Source organism: Streptomyces sp. NPDC107498 (assembly GCF_055582805.1).
In genome coordinates this window covers 86,780-108,802 of record NZ_JBVJPE010000001.1, presented here as the reverse complement: position 1 = coordinate 108,802, position 22,023 = coordinate 86,780, and the positions used below count along the sequence as shown (strand labels likewise).

The window sequence follows — 22,023 nt, the reverse complement described above, 5'->3', positions numbered from 1 at the left end:
TCACCTGCTCAGGGTCGTGGCCCTGCAGCTGACGCAGGCGAGGCCACTCGACCGGCCGTAACGGTGGATCGGCTCCGCGCAGAGCGTGCATGGTCCGATCTCCCACACCGGACGGCCCAGTCCGTCTGCGATGACTGCGCGCTCGCGGGTGGACAGGCGGCGCATCTGCACCGGCCGGCTGGGGGCTCGGTAGGGGTGATCGGGGGCGGTGTCGAAGGTGTGGAGGCCCGTGGCGGACGTCATGCCCCGCCGGGGCCGCGGGTCGCTGGAGTACGGGCGGTCCTGGTTGCCGTAGCGGCAGGAACTGTCGAGTTCCTCTTCGGTGTAGGTGACCGGCTCGTCATCCGCCGACAGGTCCTCCGGCTCGCCTTCGCCGTGGTCCGTGAGGTCGCGCCACCGCTGCACGTCTTCGGCAAGCGCCCAGAGGGAGGAGGCGCGCCTCGGGTCCTGGGCGTTGCGGACACGCACGGCTACGTGTTCGCCTTCGGCACTGGTGACGACGAGTTCATCCAGGGCGGTGGCGCGTTCCTGCGGGACGCACAGGGCGGGCAGGAACCAGCCGCTGTGGAACTTGCCGCAGTGGGAACCCGTTTCAGGGCAGGATCGCTCGCTGCTCGCGGTGCACTTCCAGATCTGGAGGTGCCGCACACCACCTCGGACGATCATCGCCAGGGGCGAGACGATGCGCTGCCAGGGCACGTCGTCGACCCTCGTCCACGGTGCGCGATCGATGACCTCCGACGAGACGTCGCCGGTCACCCAGAGGGGCGCTATGCCGTTCTCCCGGGCCCGCCCGGAGCGCCGCCGTACTCGGCTCGCACTGATAGGGGAGCACTGTGCCTCCCACCCCACCCGTCCGCCGGCACCCGACACCAGGACGTCGGTGACGATCCGGCCGTCCGACGACCGGGCCTCCACCTGGACGTCAAGCCCGTGACGGAAGGCGGAGCGGGCCATGCGCTCCTTCATGGCCTTGTGCTTGTCGCTTTCCTCGGGCGTCGCGGCGTGCGTCAGCGGTACGTGTGCGGCCACCCACACGACACGGCCGGCGCGGCGCTGCCGACGTACGAACATCCACGGCGTCTTGTCGGCGAGTGCGCACCGGCAATCGCCGCCCTGGTAGTCGGTCAGGCACTGCAGAAGATCACGGTCCCGCTCCCCGACGGGCCGGGTGATTTCTTCCAGCAGTCCAGGGCGGTCCGGGTGGCCCAGGTCCTCGAAGGTCAGATTGATCGTGATGCCGTACTTGGTGTGGTACACCCCGTTGGCCATGGAAAGGACGATAAGCGCTCGAGCGAAGTACGGGAAGGACGACCGCAGTTGGGGGAGGCGGCAGTTCTGACGGTCGGCGTCCGCGCAGGGGATCCCATCGTCCTGGCACGGCCGAGGGCGTGTCTTCCTGAAGCATTGGGCTGTGGCCACGCTGATCGGCCGGAACTTCCACTCCCGCAGACCGCACCACGCCCTAGACTGCGACCGCTCCAAGACCTGGAGATCTTCGGAAGGGCGTGCAAGATGAGACGAGCACTGATCAGCGCATTCGCGGCCGTGGCGTTAGTCGTGTCCGGGGGGAGCGTCGCCACCGCTTCCGACAGCGCTCCGCCACGCACCACGCACGGCCCTTGCCAGTACACGCAGACCCCGGACGAGCCGCCGGCGCGCCCTGTTCCGCTGCCGCCCGACCCGCGGCACACCCCCGGTCGCGGCACGGTGGACATGGCGGTTCCGACCAGCCAGGGCTCGCTCCTGCTGCACCTGGACCGGGCCAAGGCGCCGTGCACGGTGCAGAGTTTCCTGCACCTGGCAAGACACCGGTTCTACGACCGTACGGTGTGCCACCGTCTGACGGCGTACCCGACGCTGAAGGTCCTGCAGTGCGGCGACCCGACCGGTACCGGTGAGGGCGGCCCCGGGTACAAGTACAAGGACGAGCTGCCGGTGGACCTGCCGCCCGCACCCACCGATCCCACCGGCACGCGCCGCCTCTACGGGCGCGGCCTGCTGGCGATGGCCAACGCCGGTCCGAACACGAACGGCTCGCAGTTCTTCGTCGTCTACGGCGACTCCGCCCTGCGACCGAACTACACGGTGTTCGGCACGGTCGGCCCCGACGGCCTGACGACACTCGACAAGATCGCCGCCGCAGGCATCGAGCCGACCGCGGAGAACCCGGCACCGGTCGACGGCACACCCGTCCTGCGGACCGAACTGCTCCGCGTCCGACCGTCCTGTCGGCATTAAGGCCCAACCGCTGCACTCCGTACGATGCCGCCCGTGGACATCGCACCAGTTGTCCGGTCCCGGCTCCCTGCCGGGGCCGGACTCCGTCTTGGGCGTACGGGCGGCCCGACCCGCACAACTCCGAACGCATGCGCCACCAGCCGTCGCCGGTGCGCCCACGGCTGCCCGCCGGCGTCCGGGAGGCCCCGAATCGTCCGCCGTGACGCGCCTCCCGTCGAAGAGGCACACGCCAGCCAGGAGACTCCAGCCGGCTGCTCCCGCGGGGCAGTCGGGTCCTGGTCAGATCGTGACCGGGCCGTGGGGGGTGGCGAACTCGACCGAGACCAGGCCCGGTTCCTCGTCCTCGACCCAGGTGACGTCAATCTGGTCGAGGGGGTGGTCGGCCGGTTCGCCGAGGAATTCGGCGATGGAGGCGGCGTCACCGGCGATGGAGACTCCGTGAATGGTGGTGGAGGTGCGCGGGTCGGCGCTCGGGCGCTCCTCGCTGGGAACCAACCACTGCAGGAAATAGGGCAGTTGCGGGTCCTCCAGTAGCTCCAGCAGGCCGATCTGCTTCCACCTCAGGTCGAACCCGTCGGGGCGGACACGGTGGCCCTCGGTCGAGGTGCGGCCGAGGCGGGCCTCGACCGGGGCGATGTCGTCGACGGAGACCACCCAACCGAGCCAGCCGCCGCCCTCGGCGGCGCGGCGCGCGACCGCCTGGCCGAAGGGCGCGCGGTCGGCGGCAGGGTGGTCGAGTGTGGTGACGACCTCGACGTAGGTGCCGCCGCTCAGCGGGAGAAGGAAATTCCGGGTGCCGAATCGCGGGTGCACGCCCCCGTCGACGAACCCGGCGCCGAGGGCCGATCCGATCCGCTGGACGGTCGAGACGAAGCTGTCGCGGGCCACCGCATAAGACACGTGATCAAGTCGCACGTCGGCATCATCACCCGACAACCCGTCCAGACCCCGATGCCACGCCCGCCCCGACCGCGTCCGCCGTGGATTCAGCCGTGGAGCGGATCGATCATCGTCATCTATGGCGGCGGGATCCGGCATGAAACGGTCGGCAATGGCCGTGCCGCCGGCCACTGCGGAACACCTCCTGGTGGTTCTCGGGCAACTGCGGGACCGGCCCCCGATCAGCGCTTCCGGAACCACTGCTGCTGGCACGCCTGCGGTCACCCCGTCCGCTCCTGTGGTCGATCCGCGGACCATCAGGATCCCCGAGTCAGGCGTCGCCGGCGGATCGGTGCGCGTCCGAGGACGAGGAAAGCTTCGTGGGACGTCGTCGCGGAGCGGGTGTCGTCGAGGTGCGGCTGCGGCCTCGCTCCTGACCGTCGCCCGGACCGCCGGAGTGACGGTGATCGCGGACGCCGTTCGGAGGGGGCTGCGTAGGCTTGTGCAGCCGTCGCGGTGGGTCTCGGCAGGGCGATCGAAGCCCTCTCGGATCCCCTGCCGATCCGTCAGGAAAGTCGGCGAGTGGTCAGCGTGAGTCCTGAAGGACCTGGGGAACGCTGCCCGGACCTGCGACTCGTTCTGCCGTAGGAGGTGTGCCGTCGCCTGCGGAGGGGAACCGGCGGCCACCGGTGCGCGACCTGCGGAGACGCAGTCTGGGATGCGGCAGGATGGCCCGATGAACGCACAACAGGGAAGCACGGAAGAGGAATCCGTCGGGGAGCTCGCCCGGCGCCTCCTCGCAGCAGACACCGACGGCTGGACACCGGAGGGCGTGAGGGCCGTGGCGGCCGGGCTGGGGTGGGCCTGGGGCGGCACGTCGGATGCTCCTGTACTGATCACCGGGCGGGCTTCGGGCGATGCTCGTCTGCGCCCGGTCGGCGACTACGAGAAGCGTCACGTCGACGGCGAGTCGTACGTGGAGCTCGCGGTCCCCGTGGCGGACGCCGCGCCGGACGCCGCGGCGCAGGCGGCGGCCTTCCGCGCCGCGAAGGAGGAAGTGACCGCCGCACTGGGCAAGCCGTCCATCATGGGTTCGCACGGTGACATGGGCCCCTTCTACGACAGCCAGCCGCTCTGGGGCGCTCCCTTCCTGCGCTGGCGCGGCAGGCCCGACACGCTCGAACTGCGTGCCGGGAAGTCGGGACCGGAGCTGGTCCTACAGCCCACCGACCCCGCGGAGAGCTGGTTCTGGCGTCAAGGCCACGGCGAGGAGCAGGCGATCAGCGGCTTCTTCGGAAGCAACCGTGATGAGGCCAACGTCGGCCTCGGTTTTCCGGGCGGGTGGACCGCCCGTAGCTGGGAGACCGTCACCCGGTCGCTGGGAGAGTTCCTGGGAGCGCTGCCCGCCGAGACCACCGCCCTGGGGATCCGGCTCGGGATGCCGTTCTACGGACGCAACGGCCGAAGCGCGCCCCTCCTCTTCGACGTGGTGTGCGGCGACCGGCTCTCGATCGCCTGCTTCGCCCCCGACGACGTCGAGCCGGCCGCACTCGGTTGGGGCACGGTCGCCGAGTTCCCGCACACGTCATCGGTCTTCGGCGACGACGATCCGGTCTGGCGTGTGGACGCGGGCGGCCCCGGAGAGCCGAAGGGTCACGCACTCGCCGAGATGCTCGTGGCCACGGCCAGGGCGGCGGGCGCGAGTGATCCCACCGACCTGATCGTCGGAGGCGAGGCGGGGTACGTGGACGGCTACCACGTCACCTACTACGGGCTGGGCCTGCCGACCGGCTGACGGCCTCCCAGGGGCGCGCCGCCGCGGGGAGCGTGCGCCCCCTGCGAGGCCTTCCGTGCCTCGGGCTTCCGTGCCTCGGGACGGGGCAGGCAGACAGGGCCCCGCGGAGCACACAAGTGGGCATCGGGGGGCGGTCGGCAGGATCGGGTGTGCGCCGGCAGGCGCCGGTGCACACCGCATCATGAGCGTGCCTTTACGCACCTCCCTGGAGCTCCGTGCGCCCTACCGGTGCCCACGGGGCGACGGAAAGGATGAGCGCACCGCAGGTGAACCAGGTGATCCGCACCCCTGTCCTCGGCCAGGTGGACATGCGGCGGAAGGAGCTCACGGTGTTGCTTCTCATCTCCCCGGACGGCGTCGAGGAAGCCCTCGACTGTGCGAAGGCCGCGGAACACCTCGACATCGTCGATGTCAAGAAGCCCGACGAGGGCTCGCTGGGCGCCAACTTCCCCTGGGTCATCCGGGAGATCCGTGACGCGGTGCCGGTGGACAAGCCGGTGTCCGCCACCATGGGGGACGTGCCGTACAAGCCCGGTACGGTGGCGTTGGCCGCGCTGGGCGCGGCTGCCTCCGGCGCCACGTACATCAAGGTCGGCCTGTACGGCTGCACGACTCCCGAGCAGGGGGTCGAGGTGATGAGGGCGGTCGTCCGTGCGGTGAAGGACCACCGCCCCGAGGCGCTCGTCGTCGCCTCGGGCTACGCCGACGCCCACCGCATCGGCTGCGTCAACCCACTCGCCCTGCCCGACATCGCCGCCCGCTCCGGTGCCGACGCGGCCATGCTGGACACCGCGATCAAGGACGGCACACGGCTCTTCGACCACGTCCCGCCCGACGCCTGCGCCGAGTTCGTCCGGCGCGCCCACGCCTCCGGTCTGCTCGCCGCCCTCGCCGGCAGCGTCAAGCAGGCCGATCTCGGTCCGCTGACCCGCATGGGCACGGACATCGTGGGCGTGCGGGGAGCGGTCTGCGCGGGCGGTGACCGCAACGCCGGGAGGATCCAGCCGCATCTGATCGCCGCCTTCCGGGCGGAGATGGACCGGCAGGACCGGGAGCACACCGTCGGCGCTCGGGCCGTGGGCTGACCACCGGGATGCCGACACCGGAAGCCGGTCACGTCCCCGAGCGCCGTGCCGCACGCTTCTCCGTCGTCGACCCCGCCACGGGGGAGGCCTTCGACGAGGCCCCCGACCAGCAGCCGGACGAATGGGACGACGTGATCGCCCGCGCCCGGCGCGCCTGGCACGGCTGGCGCGCCGACCCCGCCGCCCGCAACACCGCCCTGCGCGCCGCGGCCGACGCCGTGGAAACGGCCGGAGACGACCTCGCCCGGCTGCTCACGCGGGAACAGGGCAAGCCCCTGGCCGAGGCGTACGCCGAGATCGCCCGTACGGCGGCCCGGCTGCGCTACTTCGCCGACCTGGCCCCCCGAACCCGCCGGATCGACGACGGCCGACCCGTGCACAGCGAGGTCCGCTGGCGGTCCGTCGGGCCCGTGGCCGCGATCGTGCCGTGGAACTTCCCGCTCCAGCTCGCGGCGGCGAAGTTCGCGCCCGCGCTGGCGGCCGGCAACACCGTGGTCCTCAAACCGTCCCCGCACACCCCGCTCGCCACCCGCCTGCTCGGCTCCGTCCTCGCCACCGTCCTGCCCGAGGACGTCCTGACCGTCGTCACCGGCCGTGAACCCCTCGGTGCCCGTCTCGCTGCCCACCCGGGCATCCGTCACGTCACCTTCACCGGCTCGGTGCCCACCGGCCGGGCCGTCGCCGAGGCTGCGGCGGCCTCGCTCGCCCGGGTCACCCTGGAACTGGGTGGCAACGACGCGGCCGTCCTCCTGGACGACGTCGACGTGGACCGGATCGCGGACCGGCTGTTCTGGGCCGCGTTCCGCAACTGCGGGCAGGTCTGCATGGCGGTCAAACGCGTCTACGCCCCTGCCCGACTCCATGCCGAGGTCGTCGAAGCCCTCGCCCAGCGCGCGAAGACCGTCCCGGTCGGAGCCGGACTCGACCCGGACACCCGGATCGGTCCGGTCAACAACGCTCCCCAGCTGGCCCGGGTCGAGCAGGTCACAGGGCGGGCCCTGGCGGACGGTGCCCGGGTCGCGGCCGGTGGCCACCGACTCGACGGAGCGGGGTACTTCTTCGCTCCCACGATCCTCACCGACGTCCCGCCCGACAGCCCGGTGGTGACCGAGGAACAGTTCGGACCGGTCCTGCCGGTGCTTCCGTACCGAAACCTCGACGAGGCCCTCGACGCGGCCAACGGCACCGGCTTCGGACTGGGCGGCTCCGTCTGGGGCACCGATCTCGACCGGGCCGAGGCGACGGCCGACCGGCTCGAATGCGGCACGGCCTGGATCAACCACCACGCCGAACTGTCCCTCGCCCAGCCCTTCGCGGGCGTCAAGGACAGCGGGTTCGGCGTCGCGGGCGGGCCGTGGGGGCTCTACGGCAACCTCCGGCCGTTCGTCGTCCACCGCCCGCGCAAGGAGGAAGCGTGACCACGAGGTTCCAGGCAGCCGTACTCCGCTCGTACGAGGGCCCGTTCACGGTCGAGGAAGTGGCCCTGCGTACGGAGCCGGGCCCCGGCGAGGTCCTGGTCGAGATCGCGGGAGCCGGGATGTGTCGTACCGACCTCGCGGTACGGCGGTCGGCCGGCCGCAGCCCGCTCCCGGCGATCCTCGGCCACGAGGGCGCCGGGGTCGTCGTGGCGTCGGGCGGCCCCGGCATCGCGCTCGGCGTCGGCGACCACGTCGTGCTGAGCTTCGACTCCTGCGGCCACTGCCGGAACTGCCGGGCCGCCGCCCCCGCCCACTGTGAGTCCTTCGCCTCCCTCAACCTCTTCGGAGGACGCGAGGAGGACCCGCCGCGACTCACCGACGCGGCCGGAAAGGCGCTGGCTCCCCGGTGGTTCGGCCAGTCCTCGTTCGCCGAGTACGCGCTCGTCCCGGCCCGCAACGCCGTCCGGGTCGACCCCGCCCTGCCGCTCGAACTGCTCGGGCCGCTCGGCTGCGGCTTCCTCACCGGTGCCGGAGCCGTACTGAACACCTTCGCCGCGGGCCCCGGCGACACCCTCGTGGTCCTCGGCACGGGAGCGGTGGGCCTGGCCGCCGTGATGGCGGCCGCCGCCGCCGGCGTACGGACCGTGGCCGTCGACCGCCATCCCGTGCGGCTGGACCTGGCCGAACGGTTCGGCGCGACACCTCTGTCCGCCGGATCGCGCGGGCTGCCCGAGCGTATCCGCCGACTGACCGACGGCGGAGCCCAGTACGCCCTGGACACCACGGCCTCGGCCCCGCTCATCAACGACGCGCTCCACGCTCTGCGACCCACCGGCACCCTCGGACTCGTGGCACGCCTCCACACCCCTCTGCCGCTCGAACCGGGCACGCTCGACCGAGGCCGATGCCTGCGCCACATCTGCGAAGGCGACGCGGTACCCGGACTGCTGATACCCCGGCTGACCGGTCTGTGGCAGGCCGGCCGCTTCCCCTTCGACCAGCTGATCCGCACCTACCCGCTGGCCGACGTCAACGAGGCCGAACGCGACTGCGACGCCGGCCGTGTGGTCAAACCCGTCCTGCTGCCGGAAAGAAGAGACCGATGAGGGAAACCGTGACCACCGATGAATCCCCCCGTCCCGCCGACGGAGGGGGCGCGGCCGCCACGGCGACTCGGCAGGCCGACGCGGAAGGCGTGGAAGGAGGTGTGGGGCTGACCGCCCTCCTGGTCGCCGCGGCCCGGGCGATCGAGACCCACCGCCACGACAGCCTGGCCCAGGACGTGCACGCCGAACACTTCGTACGCGCCGCCCCGGCGTGTGCGGACTGGCCGGTACGCATCACGCAGGTCCCGGAGGGGGACGACGACCCGCTGTGGGGCAGGTTCGCCCGCTACTTCGGGCTGCGGACCCGGGTCCTCGACGACTTCGCCCTCCGGTCGGTCCACGACGGCGCCCGCCAGGTGGTCCTGCTGGGCGCGGGGCTGGACACGCGCGCCTTCCGGCTGGACCTGCCGCCCGACTGCGTGGTCTACGAGATCGACAGGGCGGGCGTGCTGGCCTTCAAACAGCAGGTCCTCACGGACCTGTCGGCGGCCCCGAGGACGAAGCGCGTCTCCGTACCGGTCGACCTGCGCGAGGACTGGACCACCGCGCTGAGCTCCGCCGGCTTCGACCCGGCCGCACCGAGCGTCTGGCTGGCCGAGGGGTTGCTCTTCTACCTGCCGGGTCCCGCCGAGACGCACCTCATCGACGCGGTGGACCGGCTGACCACCGGGGGCAGCGCCCTGGCCTTCGAGGCCAAGCTGGAGAAGGACCTGCTGGCGTACCGCGACAGCGCGATCTACACGGCGACGCGCGAGCAGATCGGCATCGACCTGCTCGACCTCTTCGACCCGGGACCGCGCCCCGACTCGGCGGGCCACCTGACGGCCAGGGGCTGGTCGACGTCGATGCGCACGCCCTTCGACTTCACCCGCCGGCACGGCCGCGGTCCCCTTCCCGAGCCGAACGACGCCCTGGAGGGGAACCGATGGGTCTTCGCCCACAAACCCGGGGCGTGACGTCCGCCGGGCCGACGGTGCGTCCCGGGACGGTCGACCCCGCCCCGGGACGCCCGCGAGCGGGCGGTGTCAGACGGCCGGTGCGCCCACCAGCCGGTCGCCGGGGATCCCGGCCAGGTCCGGTGCGTAGTAGTCCTCGATGCCGGCGGCCCACGTGGCCACGGTGATGCGGTCATCGGCGTCCGGGCCGAAGGCGTCGAAGAGCGCGTGGATGTTCGCCTCCTCGAAGCCGATCGCCGTCATCAGCGACATGAAGAGCGGGCGCTCGATCAGGCCGTCCCCGTCCGGGTCGCCGAGCGCGGAGAGCGCCTGGGCGAACTCGGTGATCGTGGGGCCGAAGCGCTCGGGGTCGAGCACGAAGGGGCGGAACTCCTCGACGGTGATCACGCCGTCGCCGTCGGCGTCCAGCTCGGTGGCCAGCGTCGTCCAATAACGGCGGAACGCGACCCGGACGGCCTCCTTGGCGCCGGCGTCCGATGCGACCGCCGCCTCCAGAACACGTCCCGTCATCAGGTCGAAGTCGCCGGAGTCGATGACTCCGTTGCCGTTGGCGTCGAAGAGGGAGAAGACCAGCTCGACCCGCTTGGCGGCCTCAGTGCGCATGTCCGTCACCTGTCTCGTGCGGCCCGTCGGTGCCGGGCCCGGCTCAATGAGTTCTCCCACGTAACCGCGCCGGAGGGAGAGCCGTGACGGTGAGGCGGTCGTCGTTACCGGAAGGAGTGATCCGGGGCGCGTATCGGGTCGTGGTCATCGGACGGTCCTGGTGGGGTCTTCGATCCAGATCGTCGAGGCGTGCAGGTGGAGGCCGGCGAGGCGGCTGCCGGGAGTCCTGCCGTATCGGGTGGCGATGCCTCGCCGCGCTTCGAGCTTGCCGACCAGGCGTTCGGCGGCGTTCCGCTCCTCGTGGAGATCGGCGTCGTGGCTGACGGGTCTGCCACCCCTGGAGCCCTTCTCCTTCCGGTTGGCGGCCTGGCCCTTCTTCTCCGGGGTGACCGCCTTGATGCGGCGTTTGCGCAGCTGGGCGCGGTTTCCGCAGGACGAGTACGCCTTGTCCCCGGTGACCGCGTCCGGCCGGATGCGGGGGCGACCGACGGGTCCGCGTACGCGTACCTCCTTCAGGACGGGGGTGAACTGCGGGCCGTCCGCTGCCTGGCCTGTGGTCAGGACGAACGCCGTCGGGCGGCGCTTGCGGTCGGCGGCGAGGTGGACCTTGCCGGTCCGCATTTCCGACAGCGAGACCGAAGCCGCAGCCGACTCCACCGCGGCCCTCCGCGTGATCTGCCGCCTCATGATCGCCCGCGCCCGCGCCCGAGAACGGGGCCGGTGCCGGGTCGGCAGGGCAGCCGGTTGCCGCGCCACCCGGGGGCTGCACGAATAGGCCGTGATGCGCCAAGCGCCCGCTGGGTGAGATGTCCGCGAGAAGGGCGGGCGGCGCCCGACCCGTACGTACGACAGCGGATCCCCGTATCCACCGTGTCGTCGCCTCCCGGCAGCGATACTGGACGCATGGACACGACGATCACCGCACCCCGTGCCGAGGTGCTGCGGGACCGCTACCGCAGCCGCCTGCCCGAGCGCCTGCGGGAGCTGACCGGCCCCGTCGAGGGCGACGTGGACCTGCCGCTCCACATCGTCTGGTCCGGGCGGACGAGCTACAGCCTGGACCGTCCGAAGTCCCGCATGACGCTCTACCGGACCGTCCTCGCCGAAGGACTGCGCGAGGACCTGGTGACCCTCCTGCACCACCGGCTGCTCACCGAGCAGTGGCCCGTGCTGCGGCGCCTGATCAGTCCCTACATCCGCGAAGTCTGGGAGGACGCCTTCCCCGAGTTGCTGCGCACCGCTCCGGCCGACACGGCCGCCGCGTGAAGCTCACTCCGCTCCACGAGCGTCTCCTCGCCGACATCCTCGACCTCGGCTCCCCCTACCCTCTGGTCCTCACCGGCGGATACGCCGTGCAGGCCCACGGCCTGGTCGAACGCTTCAGCCGTGACCTCGACGTCGCCACCGAGAACCCCGCACCGATGCAGGAGATCGTCGCCTCGCTCACAGCGGGCCTCGGCGCGCGCGGATGGCGGACCGCGCACGTCCAGACCGATCCGCTCAGCGGCCGGTTCCTCGTCACCGATCCGGACACCGGCGAGGAGTGCGAGGTCGACGTCCTCAAGGAGGCGTTCTGGGCTCCGCCCGCCCAGACCCCCTACGGCCCCGTTCTTTCCCTCGACGACGTGATCGGCACCAAGGTCCGTGCCCTCGCCGACCGCGGCACCGTCCGCGACCTCATCGACGTCCAGGCCGCTTCCCGCCACCGCTCCACCGCCGACCTGGAATCCCTGGGCCGCCGTCGCGCCCGTGACGAGTTCAGCCTCGAAGACCTCCGGGACCGGCTGATCGGCGCGGACTGGTACGAGGACGAGGACTACACCGCGTACGGACTCGCCTCCCGGCAGATCGAGGAGCTCAAGGCGTGGGCGCTGGAGTGGGCGGAGGATCTGGGTGCACGGATCCATGACGAGAACGCCTGAGAGGCGGTCATCGCGTCCATCCCCTCTACCGCCGTTGCGACGAGAGGGTGCGGTGCAGCCGGCAGGTTCCCGCCCGGAGTCGTCCACGGTGGGAGGCTGCCCTGCGCGGCGGAGCGGTCGACCGCCGACCGGCTGAGGGCAGAAGAGGGCGTGTTCCGCATCCCGCCTCTTGCCTGCACGGCGAAGGCGCTGACGGCCGCTGACGAGGCTCTGGCGTTGGAGATCGTCATGATGGCGGGGCAGGGCCCGTGCAACGGCGAGGCGCGGGAACACGAAGGGCGGCTGCCTGCTGCGAGGCCCGGCGGCTGCTTCACCGTGGGAACGGAGCGGCGCCGGGTGAGGAAGCTCTTCACGGACCTGCCGCCGGAGCAGGGTGCGGGGACGTACGGCTTCCGGCACCCCTTCGCCTCGAATGCCCTCGGCAACGGCATCCCTGTCACCGACGTGGCGGAGTGGACGGGGCGCAAGTCCATCGAGGAGACGTACCGGACCTACCGGCACCTGATGCCGGGCGGAATCACCAAGGCTGGATGCGCACCCTCGCCGAAATCAGGAACCGGGGCGTCAACGGCGTCCCCGTGCTCGTCTGCGACGGCCTGAAGGGCCTGCCCGACGCGGTCGAGACCGTCTGGCCCCGTACCACCGTCCAGACCCGTGCGGTCCACCTGCTGCGGAACTCTTTCCGCCATGCGGCCCGCCAGGACCGGGGCAAGATCGCCAAACTCTCAAGCCCGTCTGCACCGCGGCGACCGAGGAAGCGGCCCGGGAACGGTTCGCCGAGTTCGCCGATGCCTGGGGCCGAAAGTATCCGGCGATCGTCCGGCTCTGGGAGAACGGCTGGGAGGAGTTCACCCCGTTCCTGCGGTTCGACGCCGAGATCCGCCCCATCGGCTGCACCACCCACGCGATCGAGTCGGTGAACGCCAGGATCCGGCGGGCGGTCAAGGCCCGCGGACGCTTCCCGAACGAGACCGCCGCCCTGAAGTGCGTCTCCACGGCAGTCATGTCCCTCGACCCCGTCGGCAAGGGACAAACCCGCTGGACCCTGCGCTGGAAGACCGCTCTGAACGCCTTCGACATCACCTTTGACGGCCGGCTCTCGGCAGCCCGTCAGCAACACCCCCACCACCCTGGTTGCACCGCTCGATCGACGGACCCTCGGCAGCCTGGTCTTGGGCGGTGCCGTGGATGGCGTACAGTTGGGCCTTCCGACGCGGGGTGGAGCAGCTCGGTAGCTCGCTGGGCTCATAACCCAGAGGTCGCAGGTTCAAATCCTGTCCCCGCTACTGAAGTGACATGAGGCCCGGATCCACAGGATCCGGGCCTCATGCGTGCGCCTGAGTCTCAAGCTGTCCGTCCGGTTCTCGTCCCCGGGCCGGAGAGCCCCCCGTTGCGTAACCGTTGGTTGATCTTGGTGCCGTAGGCGTTGACCGCCTGGACCGGATGCCACCTCCGTGCGGTAGGGGGCATCCGACCGGCCGGGCGCCTGAACCGGCTACGCGCTCCGGGGCAGCAGACCGGCGTCGAGAACCTCGGCGATCATCCGGCTGTACGCCTGCGATGACTGTGCCGCTGCTCCGTCGAGTCGTTGGCCGAGTACCGGGGAAACCGGTCGGCTGACGGGCGTTCGGGGAGCTGTTTGCGCTTCATGGCCTGCTCGACGGGACAGCCGGCGAGGCTCGCTCGGGCGTCGTCGGTCCCGATCGACACGGTGATCGCATCGGGCGGGTCCGCGACGACGGCATCGAGGCGCTGCAAGAGGTTGGAGGCGAAGTCGCCGTTGGCGCCGAAGCGGGCGAGCCGCACGCCACCGGGAGGGTGGCGTCGTCCGAGAAGATCCAGGTGGTCGACGCCGAACTGCGCGCGGGTGAGGCTGTCGCCGAGGCACGCGATGCGTGTCGTCACGGCGCTTCTTCCGGGCCGGGCGTGCCGACGCGTCCGGTCGGGCGGGTGCCGGTCCGAGGACGGTGGTCGGTGCCGAGGCCCGCGGTGATGGACAGGACGGACGTCGGCCCCTCCATGTCGACCACGTGCCAGACCCCGGCCGGGTTGATGGTGGCCTCGCCCGGACCGAGCAGAACGCGGTCGTGAACCCCGTCCACGTCGCGGGTGACCGTCACGGACCCGCTGAGGCAAACGACCAGTTCGTCGCCCGCGGGGTGGCTCTCCCAATGGTCGCCGGGGCCGTCGCCGTCGAAGATCATCACCATCCGGCCCTCGGCACCGTCTGTCGCGACCGCGGCGCTGTAGGCCTGGAGCACCTCCGGGTCCCAGGCGAAGCCCTCGACGGGTTTCGCCCTCGATCCCAGTCCGAGGTGCACGGGGGTGGTCCGCAGGTCCACGGCGTTGCGTTCGTGGTTGACGAGTCTCATGCGGCGATCGTCCACGACAGCGATCGGGCGGTCTTGAAGGAAAGGGAAGAGAAGCCGACGCGACGGGCAGACGGTCGACGGCTACCCGGCTCCGAGGAGGACTTCGCCGCGACGCCAAGCCGTTGGCGATCGGTTCGTGAACTCGCGCCAGTCCCGAACGAGATGGGCCTGGTCGGCGTAGCCGGAGACGGTTGCCACATCGGCCCACGGGAGCGGGTCGTGCGCCGTCGCCAGTTCGTGCGCGTGCTCGAAGCGCAGGACTCGGGCGAAGGTCTTCGGCGACAGGCCCATCTCACCGCGAAACCGCTCGGTGAGGTGCCGACGGCTCCAGCCGAGTTCCGCGGCGACCGCACCGACCTGGACGCAACCCCGCGCGGCGACGAGGCGGCGCCACGCCTCGGCCACTTCGGGGCGCACGTGGTCGCCGCCGGAGCCGCGGCCGACGGCTCGGAGGAGCAGTTCGTCCAGCGCGGTGAACCGCGCGGTCCATGTCGTCGCCGCTCGGAGCCGGTCGACCAGCTCGACGGCAAGCGTTCCGAGAAGCTCGTCGAGTGGGAGCAGTCGGTGGGCGAGCTCGGCGGCAGGCATGCCGTAGACGGCCCGGGCCCCGAGCGGTGTCAGCGATACCTGCACGCCTTGCTGGCGTCCGTCGTGGTGGACCGCGACGGACCGGCACATCAGGCCGCCGGCCACGCTGCTGAATCGGACGACCGGTGACCCGTCGTCGACGCCCGCCGCCACCTCCAAAGGGCCGGACAGGCTGATCACCGCAGTGAGCGCGCGGCTCGGCGGGCCGCAGTGCACCCCCGCCGGGAGCCCGCGGAGGTCGAAACCGACATACGAGTCGACGTACTGCCGCAAGGCGGGCGCCGGACGTGCACCGATCCCGGTTGCCGTGTGGTCCTCCATTTTCGTCAGTGTACGAGCCGCCCAGTCCGGCAAGATCACCGTCCAAGGGCCGGTCGCCACCGTTTGCGGCCGGTGACACGGTTCTTACCGGCACCCCTCGTCGTCGACCGTCTCCCGCGTGGGGATCCCGGACCCGGTGCACCCGCGTCTCCTTCGTCCACTGCCGGGCGCAGAGCCGGCCCTGGACGACCTGTCCGTCGGGCAGCACGCTCGTCACGGGGCAGGCCGGCGGTGCCGTCTCGGATGTCCTCGGCGCAGCGGTGTACAGCGGTTGGGGCGGAGGCGGTTCGATGGCCGATGCGGCGGCCGCGCACGTCGCGAGCCCTGAAACCGAATGCCGGACCGGAGGATCCACACGTGAGGGACACGCCCGTCGGAAGGTACGGGCCGGCAGGGTGCGGTCGAGTCAGCGTGCTCGTCGGCGAAGGACGAGGCGCTCATCCGTACGGCAACTCGCTGCTCGTGCGCGGCTCGACCGCATCGCTGGTCGTCGCCCCGTCGTTGTCGCTGCTGGGGGCGGCCCCTCCGGCGGACGCGGTCCTCGCGAGCCACGGCACGAGGACCGTGCACTCAGCGCACGAAGCCCGTTACCGTGCCGTGGTTGTCGGGAGAGGTCAGGCCCCAGAGGACCAGCCCCACGACGATGGCCAGCAGGATCAGCCCCGGCACGTTCTCGGACCCCCAGCTGACGGGCTGTCGAACCGGCGGGCCGGGTGTGGCGTCGTCGCGTGCGGCGTCGGAGTCGGCGCGCTGCCGGGGCGCGACCTCGGCCTCGCCCCGGGCGATCCGCGCGGCCACGTGGTGCACGTCGGCCGCGTGGTAGGTCGGCTCGCGGGTCAGGTCCCGGGAGGGCGCAGCCGAGGTGCGCACGCCGTTGGCCCGCGCCACGGCCCTGATGCTGATCGGCCTGATCTGCGGCCAGATCTCCCGGACTTCGGCCTTCGTCAGCCAGCCTTCCCCGTCCTGAAGGCCCTGCTCGTCCGCTGCCCCCATTCGAAGTCCTCCCGTTCGCCGATCACCCTTGGCTTGATACCCAGAGCACCGAAAGATCACCCGGCCGGGCGGGCACACTCGAACTCGCGCCCACCGCGATCGGTGGAGAAACGGCTTCTGAGGGACCGGTTTCGCACTGGCCTCCGTGACGCGTTCGTCATCCTGAGGGCCGGCGACGGGTGGCCATCCACCCGTCGCCGGCGGCGCTTGCGGTGGCGGAACTCGTCATCCGGTTCCATGGTGACCCCACCGGGGGAGATCCTGATGCTCTGTACCATCGCGTTACGCACTGGCCGCGTACTGACGGGTCCTGCGGATCATGGAACAGACGTTCGCACCCCAGGTGCTCGGTGCTGCTCGCGTGCGGCAACGTCGGCAGCCGGGCCCGTACGCGCTTCCGCTCCCAGCGCCGAAGGGGCCCGTGTGCCGTCGGCCGGGGCCGGTTCCCTACCGTGCCTCCGGCTCGCGAGGCCGTCGCTTCGGGAGGTTCGCCGCATGACGCGACGGCTCGTCCGCGGCATGGGCCCGCTCTGAGGGAGTGGGCTGCGTTCGGTGCCGAAACGGCGCGTGCGCCGACGCCATGTGCCTCGGCTTCGGCGTCGTCTCCGACGTCGCGACGATACGAAGCACGGTGGGGTGCGTCAACGGGCTTCGTTCCGTGGGGCCTTCTGTGTCGCAGGGCGCCCCTGCGGGCTGCTGTTAACGCTCACATATTTGAGTCGCGACTGACGGTGCACTCGACTCGCCTCTCTGCATCAAAAACGGGTAACGGCTGTACGAGCCCTTGAGTTACGACTCTGTTAGCGCTCACAATGTGTCGCGTTCGGCACCCCCGATGGCCGTCGGGGGCCCATGCACACTCGTCTCCGCTCGGCCCGACCAGCTCTGCGCGGCCCCACCTTCGCCGGGCCCAGCCCCTTCAGGGCACCGCCCTGTACGACGCACGTCCCGAAAGGAACCTCGACATGGCCCACAGAGCCCTCCGTGTCATCACCGCCGCCGTTCTGGCCGCTGGGGTGCTGACCGCCTGCACCACCGAGCCCGCGTCCACCGGCACCACCGGCGACACGGGCAAGGGCTCCCCCGACGGCACGCTGGTGCTCGGGTTCGCCCAGGTGGGAGCCGAAAGCGGCTGGCGCACCGCCAACACCAAGTCCGTACGCGAGGCGGCCGAGAAGGCCGGCATCACGCTGAAGTTCTCCGACGCGCAGCAGAAGCAGGAGAACCAGATCAAGGCGATCCGCACGTTCATCCAGCAGAAGGTGGACGTCATCGCCTTCTCCCCGGTGGTGGAGTCCGGCTGGGACACCGTCCTGAAGGAGGCCAAGAGCGCCGGCATCCCGGTGATCCTCACCGACCGTGCGGTCGACTCGCAGGACACCTCCCTCTACCGGACCTTCCTCGGCTCCGACTTCGTCAAGGAGGGGCGGGAGGCCGGCAAGTGGCTCGTGAAGGAGTACGAGGGGTCCTCCGAACCGGTCGACGTCGTCGAGCTCCAGGGCACCACCGGCTCCGCACCTGCCAACGACCGCAAGGCCGGCTTCGCCGAGGTCGTCAAGGGCGACTCCAAGTTCAAGGTCGTCGCGTCCCAGACCGGGGACTTCACCCGCGCCAAGGGCAAGGAGGTCATGCAGGCCTTCCTCAAGTCCCACAAGGACATCGACGTCCTGTACGCCCACAACGACGACATGGCCCTCGGCGCCGTTCAGGCCATCGAGGAGGCGGGCAAGAAGCCGGGCACCGACATCAAGGTGATCTCCGTCGACGGCATCAAGGACGCCTTCGTCGCCATGCGGGAGAAGAAGATCAACGTGGTGGTCGAGTGCAACCCGCTCCTCGGCGACCAGCTGATGGAACTCGCCAAGAGGGTCGCGGCGGGGGAGAGCGTCCCGCGGCGGGTCGAGGTCGAGGAGGGCGTCTTCACCCAGGACCAGGCCGCGGCCGCCCTGCCCGGCCGCCAGTACTGAACCCGACGCCCGCACCGGACCGGGGGCGGTCCTCGCGCCGCCCCCGACCCCTCAGGAGAGGAGGGCGGATGGCAGCCCCACCCACCCCCGCACCCACCCACACCGGCCGGCCGGTCCTGGAGGCCCAGGGCATCCGCAAGGTGTTCCCCGGAGTCCTCGCCCTCGACGGCGTGGATCTGCGTCTCTTCCCCGGCGAGGTCCACGCCCTGATGGGCGGGAACGGCGCCGGCAAGTCCACCCTCATCAAGGTGCTCACCGGCGTCCACCCACCCGACGCGGGAACGGTCTCCGTCGACGGCAGCCCCCAGCGATTCGCCGAACCACTGGAAGCGCAGCACGCCGGAATCAGCACGGTGTACCAGGAGGTGAACCTGTGCCCCAACCTCTCCGTCGCCGAGAACATCCTCATCGGCCGTGAACCCCGGCGCCTGGGGCTGGTCCACTGGCCGGCCCTCCGCGAACGCGCGGCACGGCTCATCGCCGAACTGGACCTGGACCTCGACGTCCGCCTGCCGCTGAACGCGCATTCCCTCGCCGTCCAGCAACTGGTCGCGATCGTACGGGCCGTGGACGTCAAGGCGAAGGTCCTCATCCTCGACGAGCCCACCTCCAGCCTCGACCGGGACGAAGTCGCCCAGTTGTTCACCCTGGTGCGCAGACTGCGCGACCGGGGCGCCGCGATCCTCTTCGTCACCCACTTCCTCGACCAGGTCTTCGACCTGTGCGACCGGGTGACCGTCCTGCGCAACGGGCGTCTCGAAGGCGAGTACCGGATCGACGAGCTGACACCCGTCACCCTCGTACACCGCATGGTCGGCAGCGAACTGCGCATCCTCGACGAGCTCGCCGAGACGTCCCACACCGGTCCCAAGGCCGGCCCCGGTTCCGGAGACACGCCCTTCCTCAGCGCCCGTGGCCTCGCCCGGGCCGGGGCCGTCCAGCCCTACGACCTGGACATCCACCGTGGCGAGGTCATCGGGCTGGCCGGACTCCTCGGCTCCGGACGCACCGAGGCCGCCCGGCTGCTCTTCGGCGCGGACCACGCCGACGGCGGTGAGCTGCGGATCGACGGCCGGCGCGCCGTCCTGCGTTCGCCGCGCGCCGCGATCGCCCGCAAGATCGCCTTCTGCTCGGAGAACCGCAAGGCGGAGGGCCTGATCGGCGAACTCACCGTCCGCGAGAACATCGTGCTCGCCCTCCAGGCCGCACGCGGCTGGACCAGGCCCCTCTCCCGCACCCGACAGGAAGAGATCGCCGCCCGGTGGATCGAGGTCCTCGACATCCGCCCGGCCGCCCCCGAGGCGCAGGTCCGCAACCTCAGCGGGGGCAACCAGCAGAAGGTGCTGCTCGCCCGGTGGCTGCTCACCGACCCCGATCTGCTGATCCTGGACGAACCCACCAGGGGCATCGACATCGGCGCCAAGACGGAGATCCAGAAACTGGTCACCAACCTGGCCGCGGAAGGCGCCGCGGTCCTCTTCATCTCCGCCGAACTCGAGGAAGTGCTGCGGCTGAGCCACCGCGTGGGCGTCCTGCGCGACCACCGGCTCGTCGCCACCCTTCCCAACGACACGACCCTGACGCCCGACCGGATCCTGGGCGCCATCGCCACCGGAGCCACCTCATGACACCACCTGACGACACCGGCACCGGGAAGCGCCCGGTCCGGGCGCCCGGCACCCGGCGGCCCATCGAGCACCGCCTGTTCTGGCCCGCCGCCGTGCTGGCCGCCCTGCTGGTGGGGAACGTCGTCTTCACCCATGACTTCCTCGCCGTCCGCATCCAGAACGGACACCTGTACGGCAGCCTGATCGACATCCTGCAGTTCGGTGCCCCCCTGACCCTCGTCTCGCTCGGCATGACGCTCGTGATCGCCACCCGGGGCATCGATCTCTCGGTCGGCTCGACGGTCGCCATCGCCGGCGCCCTCGCGTGCGAGCACATCGCCACCGCGAAGGACCCGGGGAGCTCGTCCGCCCTCCTGTCCGCGATCGCGCTGGCGATCGGCGTGGCCGCCGCGATCGGACTGCTGAACGGCTTCCTCGTCGCCCGGCTCGGCGTCCAGCCCATCGTCGCCACGCTGGTCCTCATGGTCGCCGGACGCGGCGTGGCCCAACTGATCACCGACGGCCAGATCATCAGCGTCTCCAGTAGCGCCTACAGGATGATCGGCGGCGGATACTGGCTCACCCTCCCCTTCGCCGTCCTCCTCGCCGCGGCCCTCGTCGCCGTCACCTCCCTCGTCACCCGGCGGACCGCGCTCGGGCTGCTCATCGAATCGGTGGGCGGCAACCCGGCCGCCAGCCGACTCGTCGGCATCCGGGCAGCCGGCCTCCTGGTCACGGTCTACGTCGTCAGCGCCGTGTGCGCCGCGGTGGCCGGCCTGATGATCAGCTCCAACGTGTCCAGTGCCGACGGCAACAACGCCGGCCTGTGGATCGAACTGGACGCGATCCTCGCCGTCGTCATCGGTGGCACCGCCCTGACGGGCGGTCGCTTCTCCCTCGGCGGGACGGTCCTGGGCGCGCTGATCATCCAGACCCTCTCGACCACGATCTACACCCTCGGCGTACCGCCCGAGACCACCCTCGTCTTCAAGGCCCTGGTCGTCGTCGTCGTGTGTCTCGTCCAGTCGCCCGCGTTCCGCGCGCGGCTCTCACGCCGTCGCCGAACGGCCGCCCCGGACCCGGCATCCGCGGCCGGCGACCTGACGGCCCGTCGGCAGGAGGTCCACCCGTGAGCACCATCCTCACCAAGCCGCTCCACCGCTTCTCGGCGAGGCACGCCTCCCGCCTGCCGCTCATGGTGACGACCACGTTGCTGGTCGCGATGTTCTCGATCGGTTCCGTGCAGTACGAAGGCTTCTTCTCCGCACAAATCCTGCTCAACGTCCTGATCGACAACGGCTTCCTGCTCGTCGTGGCGATCGGCATGACGTTCGTCGTCCTCACCGGCGGGATCGACCTCTCGGTCGGCTCCGTGGTGGCCCTGTCGACCATGCTGACGGCCTGGCTCGTCGAACAGAACGGCCTGCCGCTCGCCCTGGCGGTGCCGGTGGTCCTGCTGGTGGGAGCAGGAGGCGGCGCCCTCATGGGCTGGGTGATCCACGCCTTCGAGATCCAGCCCTTCATCGTCACTCTCGCGGGCATGTTCCTCGCCCGCGGCCTCTGCTACACGATCAGCACCGAGTCCGTCTCCGTCACCGACCCGACGACCACCCGCATCGCCCAGACGCGGGTGCTCCTGCCCGGGGGCCTGTTCGTCTCACCCGCCGTGGTCATCGCCCTGGTCGTGCTGGTGCTCGCCTTCGTCGTCCTCCACCACACCCGCTTCGGCCGCACCGTCTACGCCCTGGGCGGCAACGAGTCCTCCGCCCGTCTCATGGGCCTGCCTGTGGGCCGCACCAAGGTCGTGGTGTACGCCGTGAGCGGTCTGTGCTCCGCCCTCGGCGGTCTGCTGCTGACCTTCTACATGTTGTCCGGCTACGCCCTGCACGCCGTCGGCATGGAACTCGACGCCATCGCCGCCGCCGTGATCGGCGGGACACTGCTGACCGGTGGTTCCGGCTTCGTCCTGGGAACCGCCCTGGGCGTGACGGTCCTCGGCCTGATCCAGACCGTCATCAGCTTCCAGGGCACGCTCAGTTCGTGGTGGACCCGCATCGTCATCGGTGGTCTGCTGTTCGTCTTCATCCTCCTCCAACGCCTCTTCGGAAGGTCCCGCCAGGCGGAATAGACGCCTCGTCAAGAGTGAACCCCGAACCGTCGTCCTCCGCGG

At 71.0% G+C, this 22,023-nt stretch carries 20 protein-coding genes, 1 tRNA gene and 2 pseudogenes; 15 read left to right on the top strand and 8 right to left on the bottom strand.

Annotation, left to right across the window (positions count from 1 at the left end):
• Positions 1 to 1,272: a competence protein CoiA family protein gene (locus tag ACZ66Z_RS00470; RefSeq protein WP_469931738.1), complete on the bottom strand. Its 1,272-nt coding sequence runs from the start codon at positions 1,270 to 1,272 to the stop codon at positions 1 to 3.
• A gap of 444 nt (positions 1,273 to 1,716) precedes the next feature.
• Here ACZ66Z_RS00470 and ACZ66Z_RS00465 point away from each other — a divergent pair, with 444 nt between their 5' ends.
• Positions 1,717 to 2,241 (top strand): peptidylprolyl isomerase, encoded by a 525-nt coding sequence (locus tag ACZ66Z_RS00465; protein ID WP_469931737.1) that lies wholly within the window; start codon positions 1,717 to 1,719, stop codon positions 2,239 to 2,241.
• A gap of 279 nt (positions 2,242 to 2,520) precedes the next feature.
• On the opposite strand, the gene ACZ66Z_RS00460 is transcribed toward ACZ66Z_RS00465, so the two are convergent.
• A complete protein-coding gene (locus ACZ66Z_RS00460; protein ID WP_469931736.1) occupies positions 2,521 to 3,156 on the bottom strand; it encodes a VOC family protein in 636 nt (211 codons plus the stop codon).
• Between the two features lie 700 nt (positions 3,157 to 3,856).
• Between ACZ66Z_RS00460 and ACZ66Z_RS00455 the strand changes: the two genes are divergently transcribed.
• The 5 genes from ACZ66Z_RS00455 (at position 3,857) to ACZ66Z_RS00435 (ending at position 9,480) form a co-directional block, all read left to right on the top strand.
• Positions 3,857 to 4,915, top strand: a complete 1,059-nt coding sequence (locus ACZ66Z_RS00455; RefSeq protein ID WP_469931735.1) for a hypothetical protein — start codon at positions 3,857 to 3,859, stop codon at positions 4,913 to 4,915.
• 329 nt (positions 4,916 to 5,244) lie between these two features.
• The gene (locus ACZ66Z_RS00450) at positions 5,245 to 6,000 is read left to right on the top strand and encodes a (5-formylfuran-3-yl)methyl phosphate synthase (RefSeq protein WP_469932236.1); all 756 of its coding nucleotides are present in this window, start codon (positions 5,245 to 5,247) and stop codon (positions 5,998 to 6,000) included.
• An 8-nt stretch (positions 6,001 to 6,008) separates the two neighbouring features.
• Complete coding sequence (locus ACZ66Z_RS00445) at positions 6,009 to 7,418, top strand: aldehyde dehydrogenase family protein (protein ID WP_469931734.1); 1,410 nt, start codon at positions 6,009 to 6,011, stop codon at positions 7,416 to 7,418.
• On the top strand, positions 7,415 to 8,524 hold the full coding sequence (locus ACZ66Z_RS00440) for an NAD(P)-dependent alcohol dehydrogenase (RefSeq protein WP_469931733.1): 1,110 nt from the start codon (positions 7,415 to 7,417) through the stop codon (positions 8,522 to 8,524). The genes ACZ66Z_RS00445 and ACZ66Z_RS00440 overlap by 4 nt, the downstream gene beginning before the upstream one ends.
• Positions 8,521 to 9,480: a class I SAM-dependent methyltransferase gene (locus ACZ66Z_RS00435; protein ID WP_469931732.1), complete on the top strand. Its 960-nt coding sequence runs from the start codon at positions 8,521 to 8,523 to the stop codon at positions 9,478 to 9,480. The genes ACZ66Z_RS00440 and ACZ66Z_RS00435 overlap by 4 nt, the downstream gene beginning before the upstream one ends.
• Before the next feature lie 69 nt (positions 9,481 to 9,549).
• On the opposite strand, the gene ACZ66Z_RS00430 is transcribed toward ACZ66Z_RS00435, so the two are convergent.
• Together ACZ66Z_RS00430 and ACZ66Z_RS00425 are read right to left on the bottom strand one after the other, a co-directional pair.
• Positions 9,550 to 10,083, bottom strand: coding sequence for an EF-hand domain-containing protein (locus ACZ66Z_RS00430; protein ID WP_469931731.1), 534 nt, complete (start codon positions 10,081 to 10,083; stop codon positions 9,550 to 9,552).
• A gap of 144 nt (positions 10,084 to 10,227) precedes the next feature.
• A complete protein-coding gene (locus ACZ66Z_RS00425; RefSeq protein ID WP_469931730.1) occupies positions 10,228 to 10,704 on the bottom strand; it encodes a transposase in 477 nt (158 codons plus the stop codon).
• 282 nt (positions 10,705 to 10,986) lie between these two features.
• Between ACZ66Z_RS00425 and ACZ66Z_RS00420 the strand changes: the two genes are divergently transcribed.
• From ACZ66Z_RS00420 to ACZ66Z_RS00400, 5 genes and pseudogenes are all read left to right on the top strand, one after another.
• Complete coding sequence (locus ACZ66Z_RS00420) at positions 10,987 to 11,349, top strand: hypothetical protein (RefSeq protein ID WP_469931729.1); 363 nt, start codon at positions 10,987 to 10,989, stop codon at positions 11,347 to 11,349.
• Positions 11,346 to 12,005 carry a nucleotidyl transferase AbiEii/AbiGii toxin family protein gene (locus ACZ66Z_RS00415; protein ID WP_469931728.1) on the top strand — a complete coding sequence of 220 codons (660 nt, stop codon included), beginning with the start codon at positions 11,346 to 11,348 and terminating at the stop codon, positions 12,003 to 12,005. Before ACZ66Z_RS00420 ends, ACZ66Z_RS00415 begins: the two co-directional genes overlap by 4 nt.
• A gap of 150 nt (positions 12,006 to 12,155) precedes the next feature.
• Positions 12,156 to 12,605, top strand: a complete 450-nt coding sequence (locus ACZ66Z_RS00410) for a hypothetical protein (RefSeq protein ID WP_469931727.1) — start codon at positions 12,156 to 12,158, stop codon at positions 12,603 to 12,605.
• Positions 12,542 to 13,119, top strand: a pseudogene (locus ACZ66Z_RS00405) (IS256 family transposase); the annotation flags it as partial. The gene ACZ66Z_RS00410 and the pseudogene ACZ66Z_RS00405, both read left to right, overlap by 64 nt.
• Positions 13,120 to 13,217: 98 nt before the next feature.
• A tRNA-Met gene (locus ACZ66Z_RS00400) sits at positions 13,218 to 13,291 on the top strand.
• Between the two features lie 233 nt (positions 13,292 to 13,524).
• Here ACZ66Z_RS00400 and ACZ66Z_RS00395 read toward each other — a convergent pair.
• The 4 genes and pseudogenes from ACZ66Z_RS00395 to ACZ66Z_RS00380 form a co-directional block, all read right to left on the bottom strand.
• A pseudogene (locus tag ACZ66Z_RS00395) lies at positions 13,525 to 13,910 on the bottom strand (SGNH/GDSL hydrolase family protein); the annotation flags it as partial.
• Complete coding sequence (locus ACZ66Z_RS00390; protein WP_469931726.1) at positions 13,907 to 14,377, bottom strand: cupin domain-containing protein; 471 nt, start codon at positions 14,375 to 14,377, stop codon at positions 13,907 to 13,909. The pseudogene ACZ66Z_RS00395 and the gene ACZ66Z_RS00390, both read right to left, overlap by 4 nt.
• Before the next feature lie 81 nt (positions 14,378 to 14,458).
• Positions 14,459 to 15,286 carry an AraC family transcriptional regulator gene (locus tag ACZ66Z_RS00385; RefSeq protein WP_469931725.1) on the bottom strand — a complete coding sequence of 276 codons (828 nt, stop codon included), beginning with the start codon at positions 15,284 to 15,286 and terminating at the stop codon, positions 14,459 to 14,461.
• A 570-nt stretch (positions 15,287 to 15,856) separates the two neighbouring features.
• Positions 15,857 to 16,279: a hypothetical protein gene (locus ACZ66Z_RS00380; protein ID WP_469931724.1), complete on the bottom strand. Its 423-nt coding sequence runs from the start codon at positions 16,277 to 16,279 to the stop codon at positions 15,857 to 15,859.
• A 965-nt stretch (positions 16,280 to 17,244) separates the two neighbouring features.
• Here ACZ66Z_RS00380 and ACZ66Z_RS00375 point away from each other — a divergent pair.
• The 4 genes from ACZ66Z_RS00375 to yjfF all read left to right on the top strand — a co-directional run bounded on the left by ACZ66Z_RS00375 (position 17,245) and on the right by yjfF (position 21,981).
• Positions 17,245 to 18,246 carry an ABC transporter substrate-binding protein gene (locus ACZ66Z_RS00375; RefSeq protein ID WP_469931723.1) on the top strand — a complete coding sequence of 334 codons (1,002 nt, stop codon included), beginning with the start codon at positions 17,245 to 17,247 and terminating at the stop codon, positions 18,244 to 18,246.
• A gap of 68 nt (positions 18,247 to 18,314) precedes the next feature.
• Complete coding sequence (locus tag ACZ66Z_RS00370) at positions 18,315 to 19,874, top strand: sugar ABC transporter ATP-binding protein (protein ID WP_469931722.1); 1,560 nt, start codon at positions 18,315 to 18,317, stop codon at positions 19,872 to 19,874.
• Entirely contained in the window at positions 19,871 to 20,986 is a 1,116-nt protein-coding gene (locus ACZ66Z_RS00365; protein WP_469931721.1) for an ABC transporter permease, read from the top strand. Before ACZ66Z_RS00370 ends, ACZ66Z_RS00365 begins: the two co-directional genes overlap by 4 nt.
• Positions 20,983 to 21,981 (top strand): galactofuranose ABC transporter, permease protein YjfF, encoded by a 999-nt coding sequence (yjfF, locus tag ACZ66Z_RS00360; RefSeq protein ID WP_469931720.1) that lies wholly within the window; start codon positions 20,983 to 20,985, stop codon positions 21,979 to 21,981. The genes ACZ66Z_RS00365 and yjfF overlap by 4 nt, the downstream gene beginning before the upstream one ends.
• Positions 21,982 to 22,023 lie beyond the last annotated feature (42 nt).

Coding starts and splice junctions, on each gene's coding strand:
- ACZ66Z_RS00470 (WP_469931738.1), bottom strand. CDS start 1,272: ATGGCCAACGGGGTGTACCACACCAAGTACGGCATCACGATCAATCTG.
- ACZ66Z_RS00465 (WP_469931737.1), top strand. CDS start 1,717: ATGGCGGTTCCGACCAGCCAGGGCTCGCTCCTGCTGCACCTGGACCGG.
- ACZ66Z_RS00455 (WP_469931735.1), top strand. CDS start 3,857: ATGAACGCACAACAGGGAAGCACGGAAGAGGAATCCGTCGGGGAGCTC.
- ACZ66Z_RS00445 (WP_469931734.1), top strand. CDS start 6,009: ATGCCGACACCGGAAGCCGGTCACGTCCCCGAGCGCCGTGCCGCACGC.
- ACZ66Z_RS00435 (WP_469931732.1), top strand. CDS start 8,521: ATGAGGGAAACCGTGACCACCGATGAATCCCCCCGTCCCGCCGACGGA.
- ACZ66Z_RS00430 (WP_469931731.1), bottom strand. CDS start 10,083: ATGCGCACTGAGGCCGCCAAGCGGGTCGAGCTGGTCTTCTCCCTCTTC.
- ACZ66Z_RS00425 (WP_469931730.1), bottom strand. CDS start 10,704: ATGCGGACCGGCAAGGTCCACCTCGCCGCCGACCGCAAGCGCCGCCCG.
- ACZ66Z_RS00420 (WP_469931729.1), top strand. CDS start 10,987: ATGGACACGACGATCACCGCACCCCGTGCCGAGGTGCTGCGGGACCGC.
- ACZ66Z_RS00390 (WP_469931726.1), bottom strand. CDS start 14,377: ATGAGACTCGTCAACCACGAACGCAACGCCGTGGACCTGCGGACCACC.
- ACZ66Z_RS00385 (WP_469931725.1), bottom strand. CDS start 15,286: ATGGAGGACCACACGGCAACCGGGATCGGTGCACGTCCGGCGCCCGCC.
- ACZ66Z_RS00380 (WP_469931724.1), bottom strand. CDS start 16,279: ATGGGGGCAGCGGACGAGCAGGGCCTTCAGGACGGGGAAGGCTGGCTG.
- ACZ66Z_RS00375 (WP_469931723.1), top strand. CDS start 17,245: ATGGCCCACAGAGCCCTCCGTGTCATCACCGCCGCCGTTCTGGCCGCT.
- ACZ66Z_RS00370 (WP_469931722.1), top strand. CDS start 18,315: ATGGCAGCCCCACCCACCCCCGCACCCACCCACACCGGCCGGCCGGTC.
- ACZ66Z_RS00365 (WP_469931721.1), top strand. CDS start 19,871: ATGACACCACCTGACGACACCGGCACCGGGAAGCGCCCGGTCCGGGCG.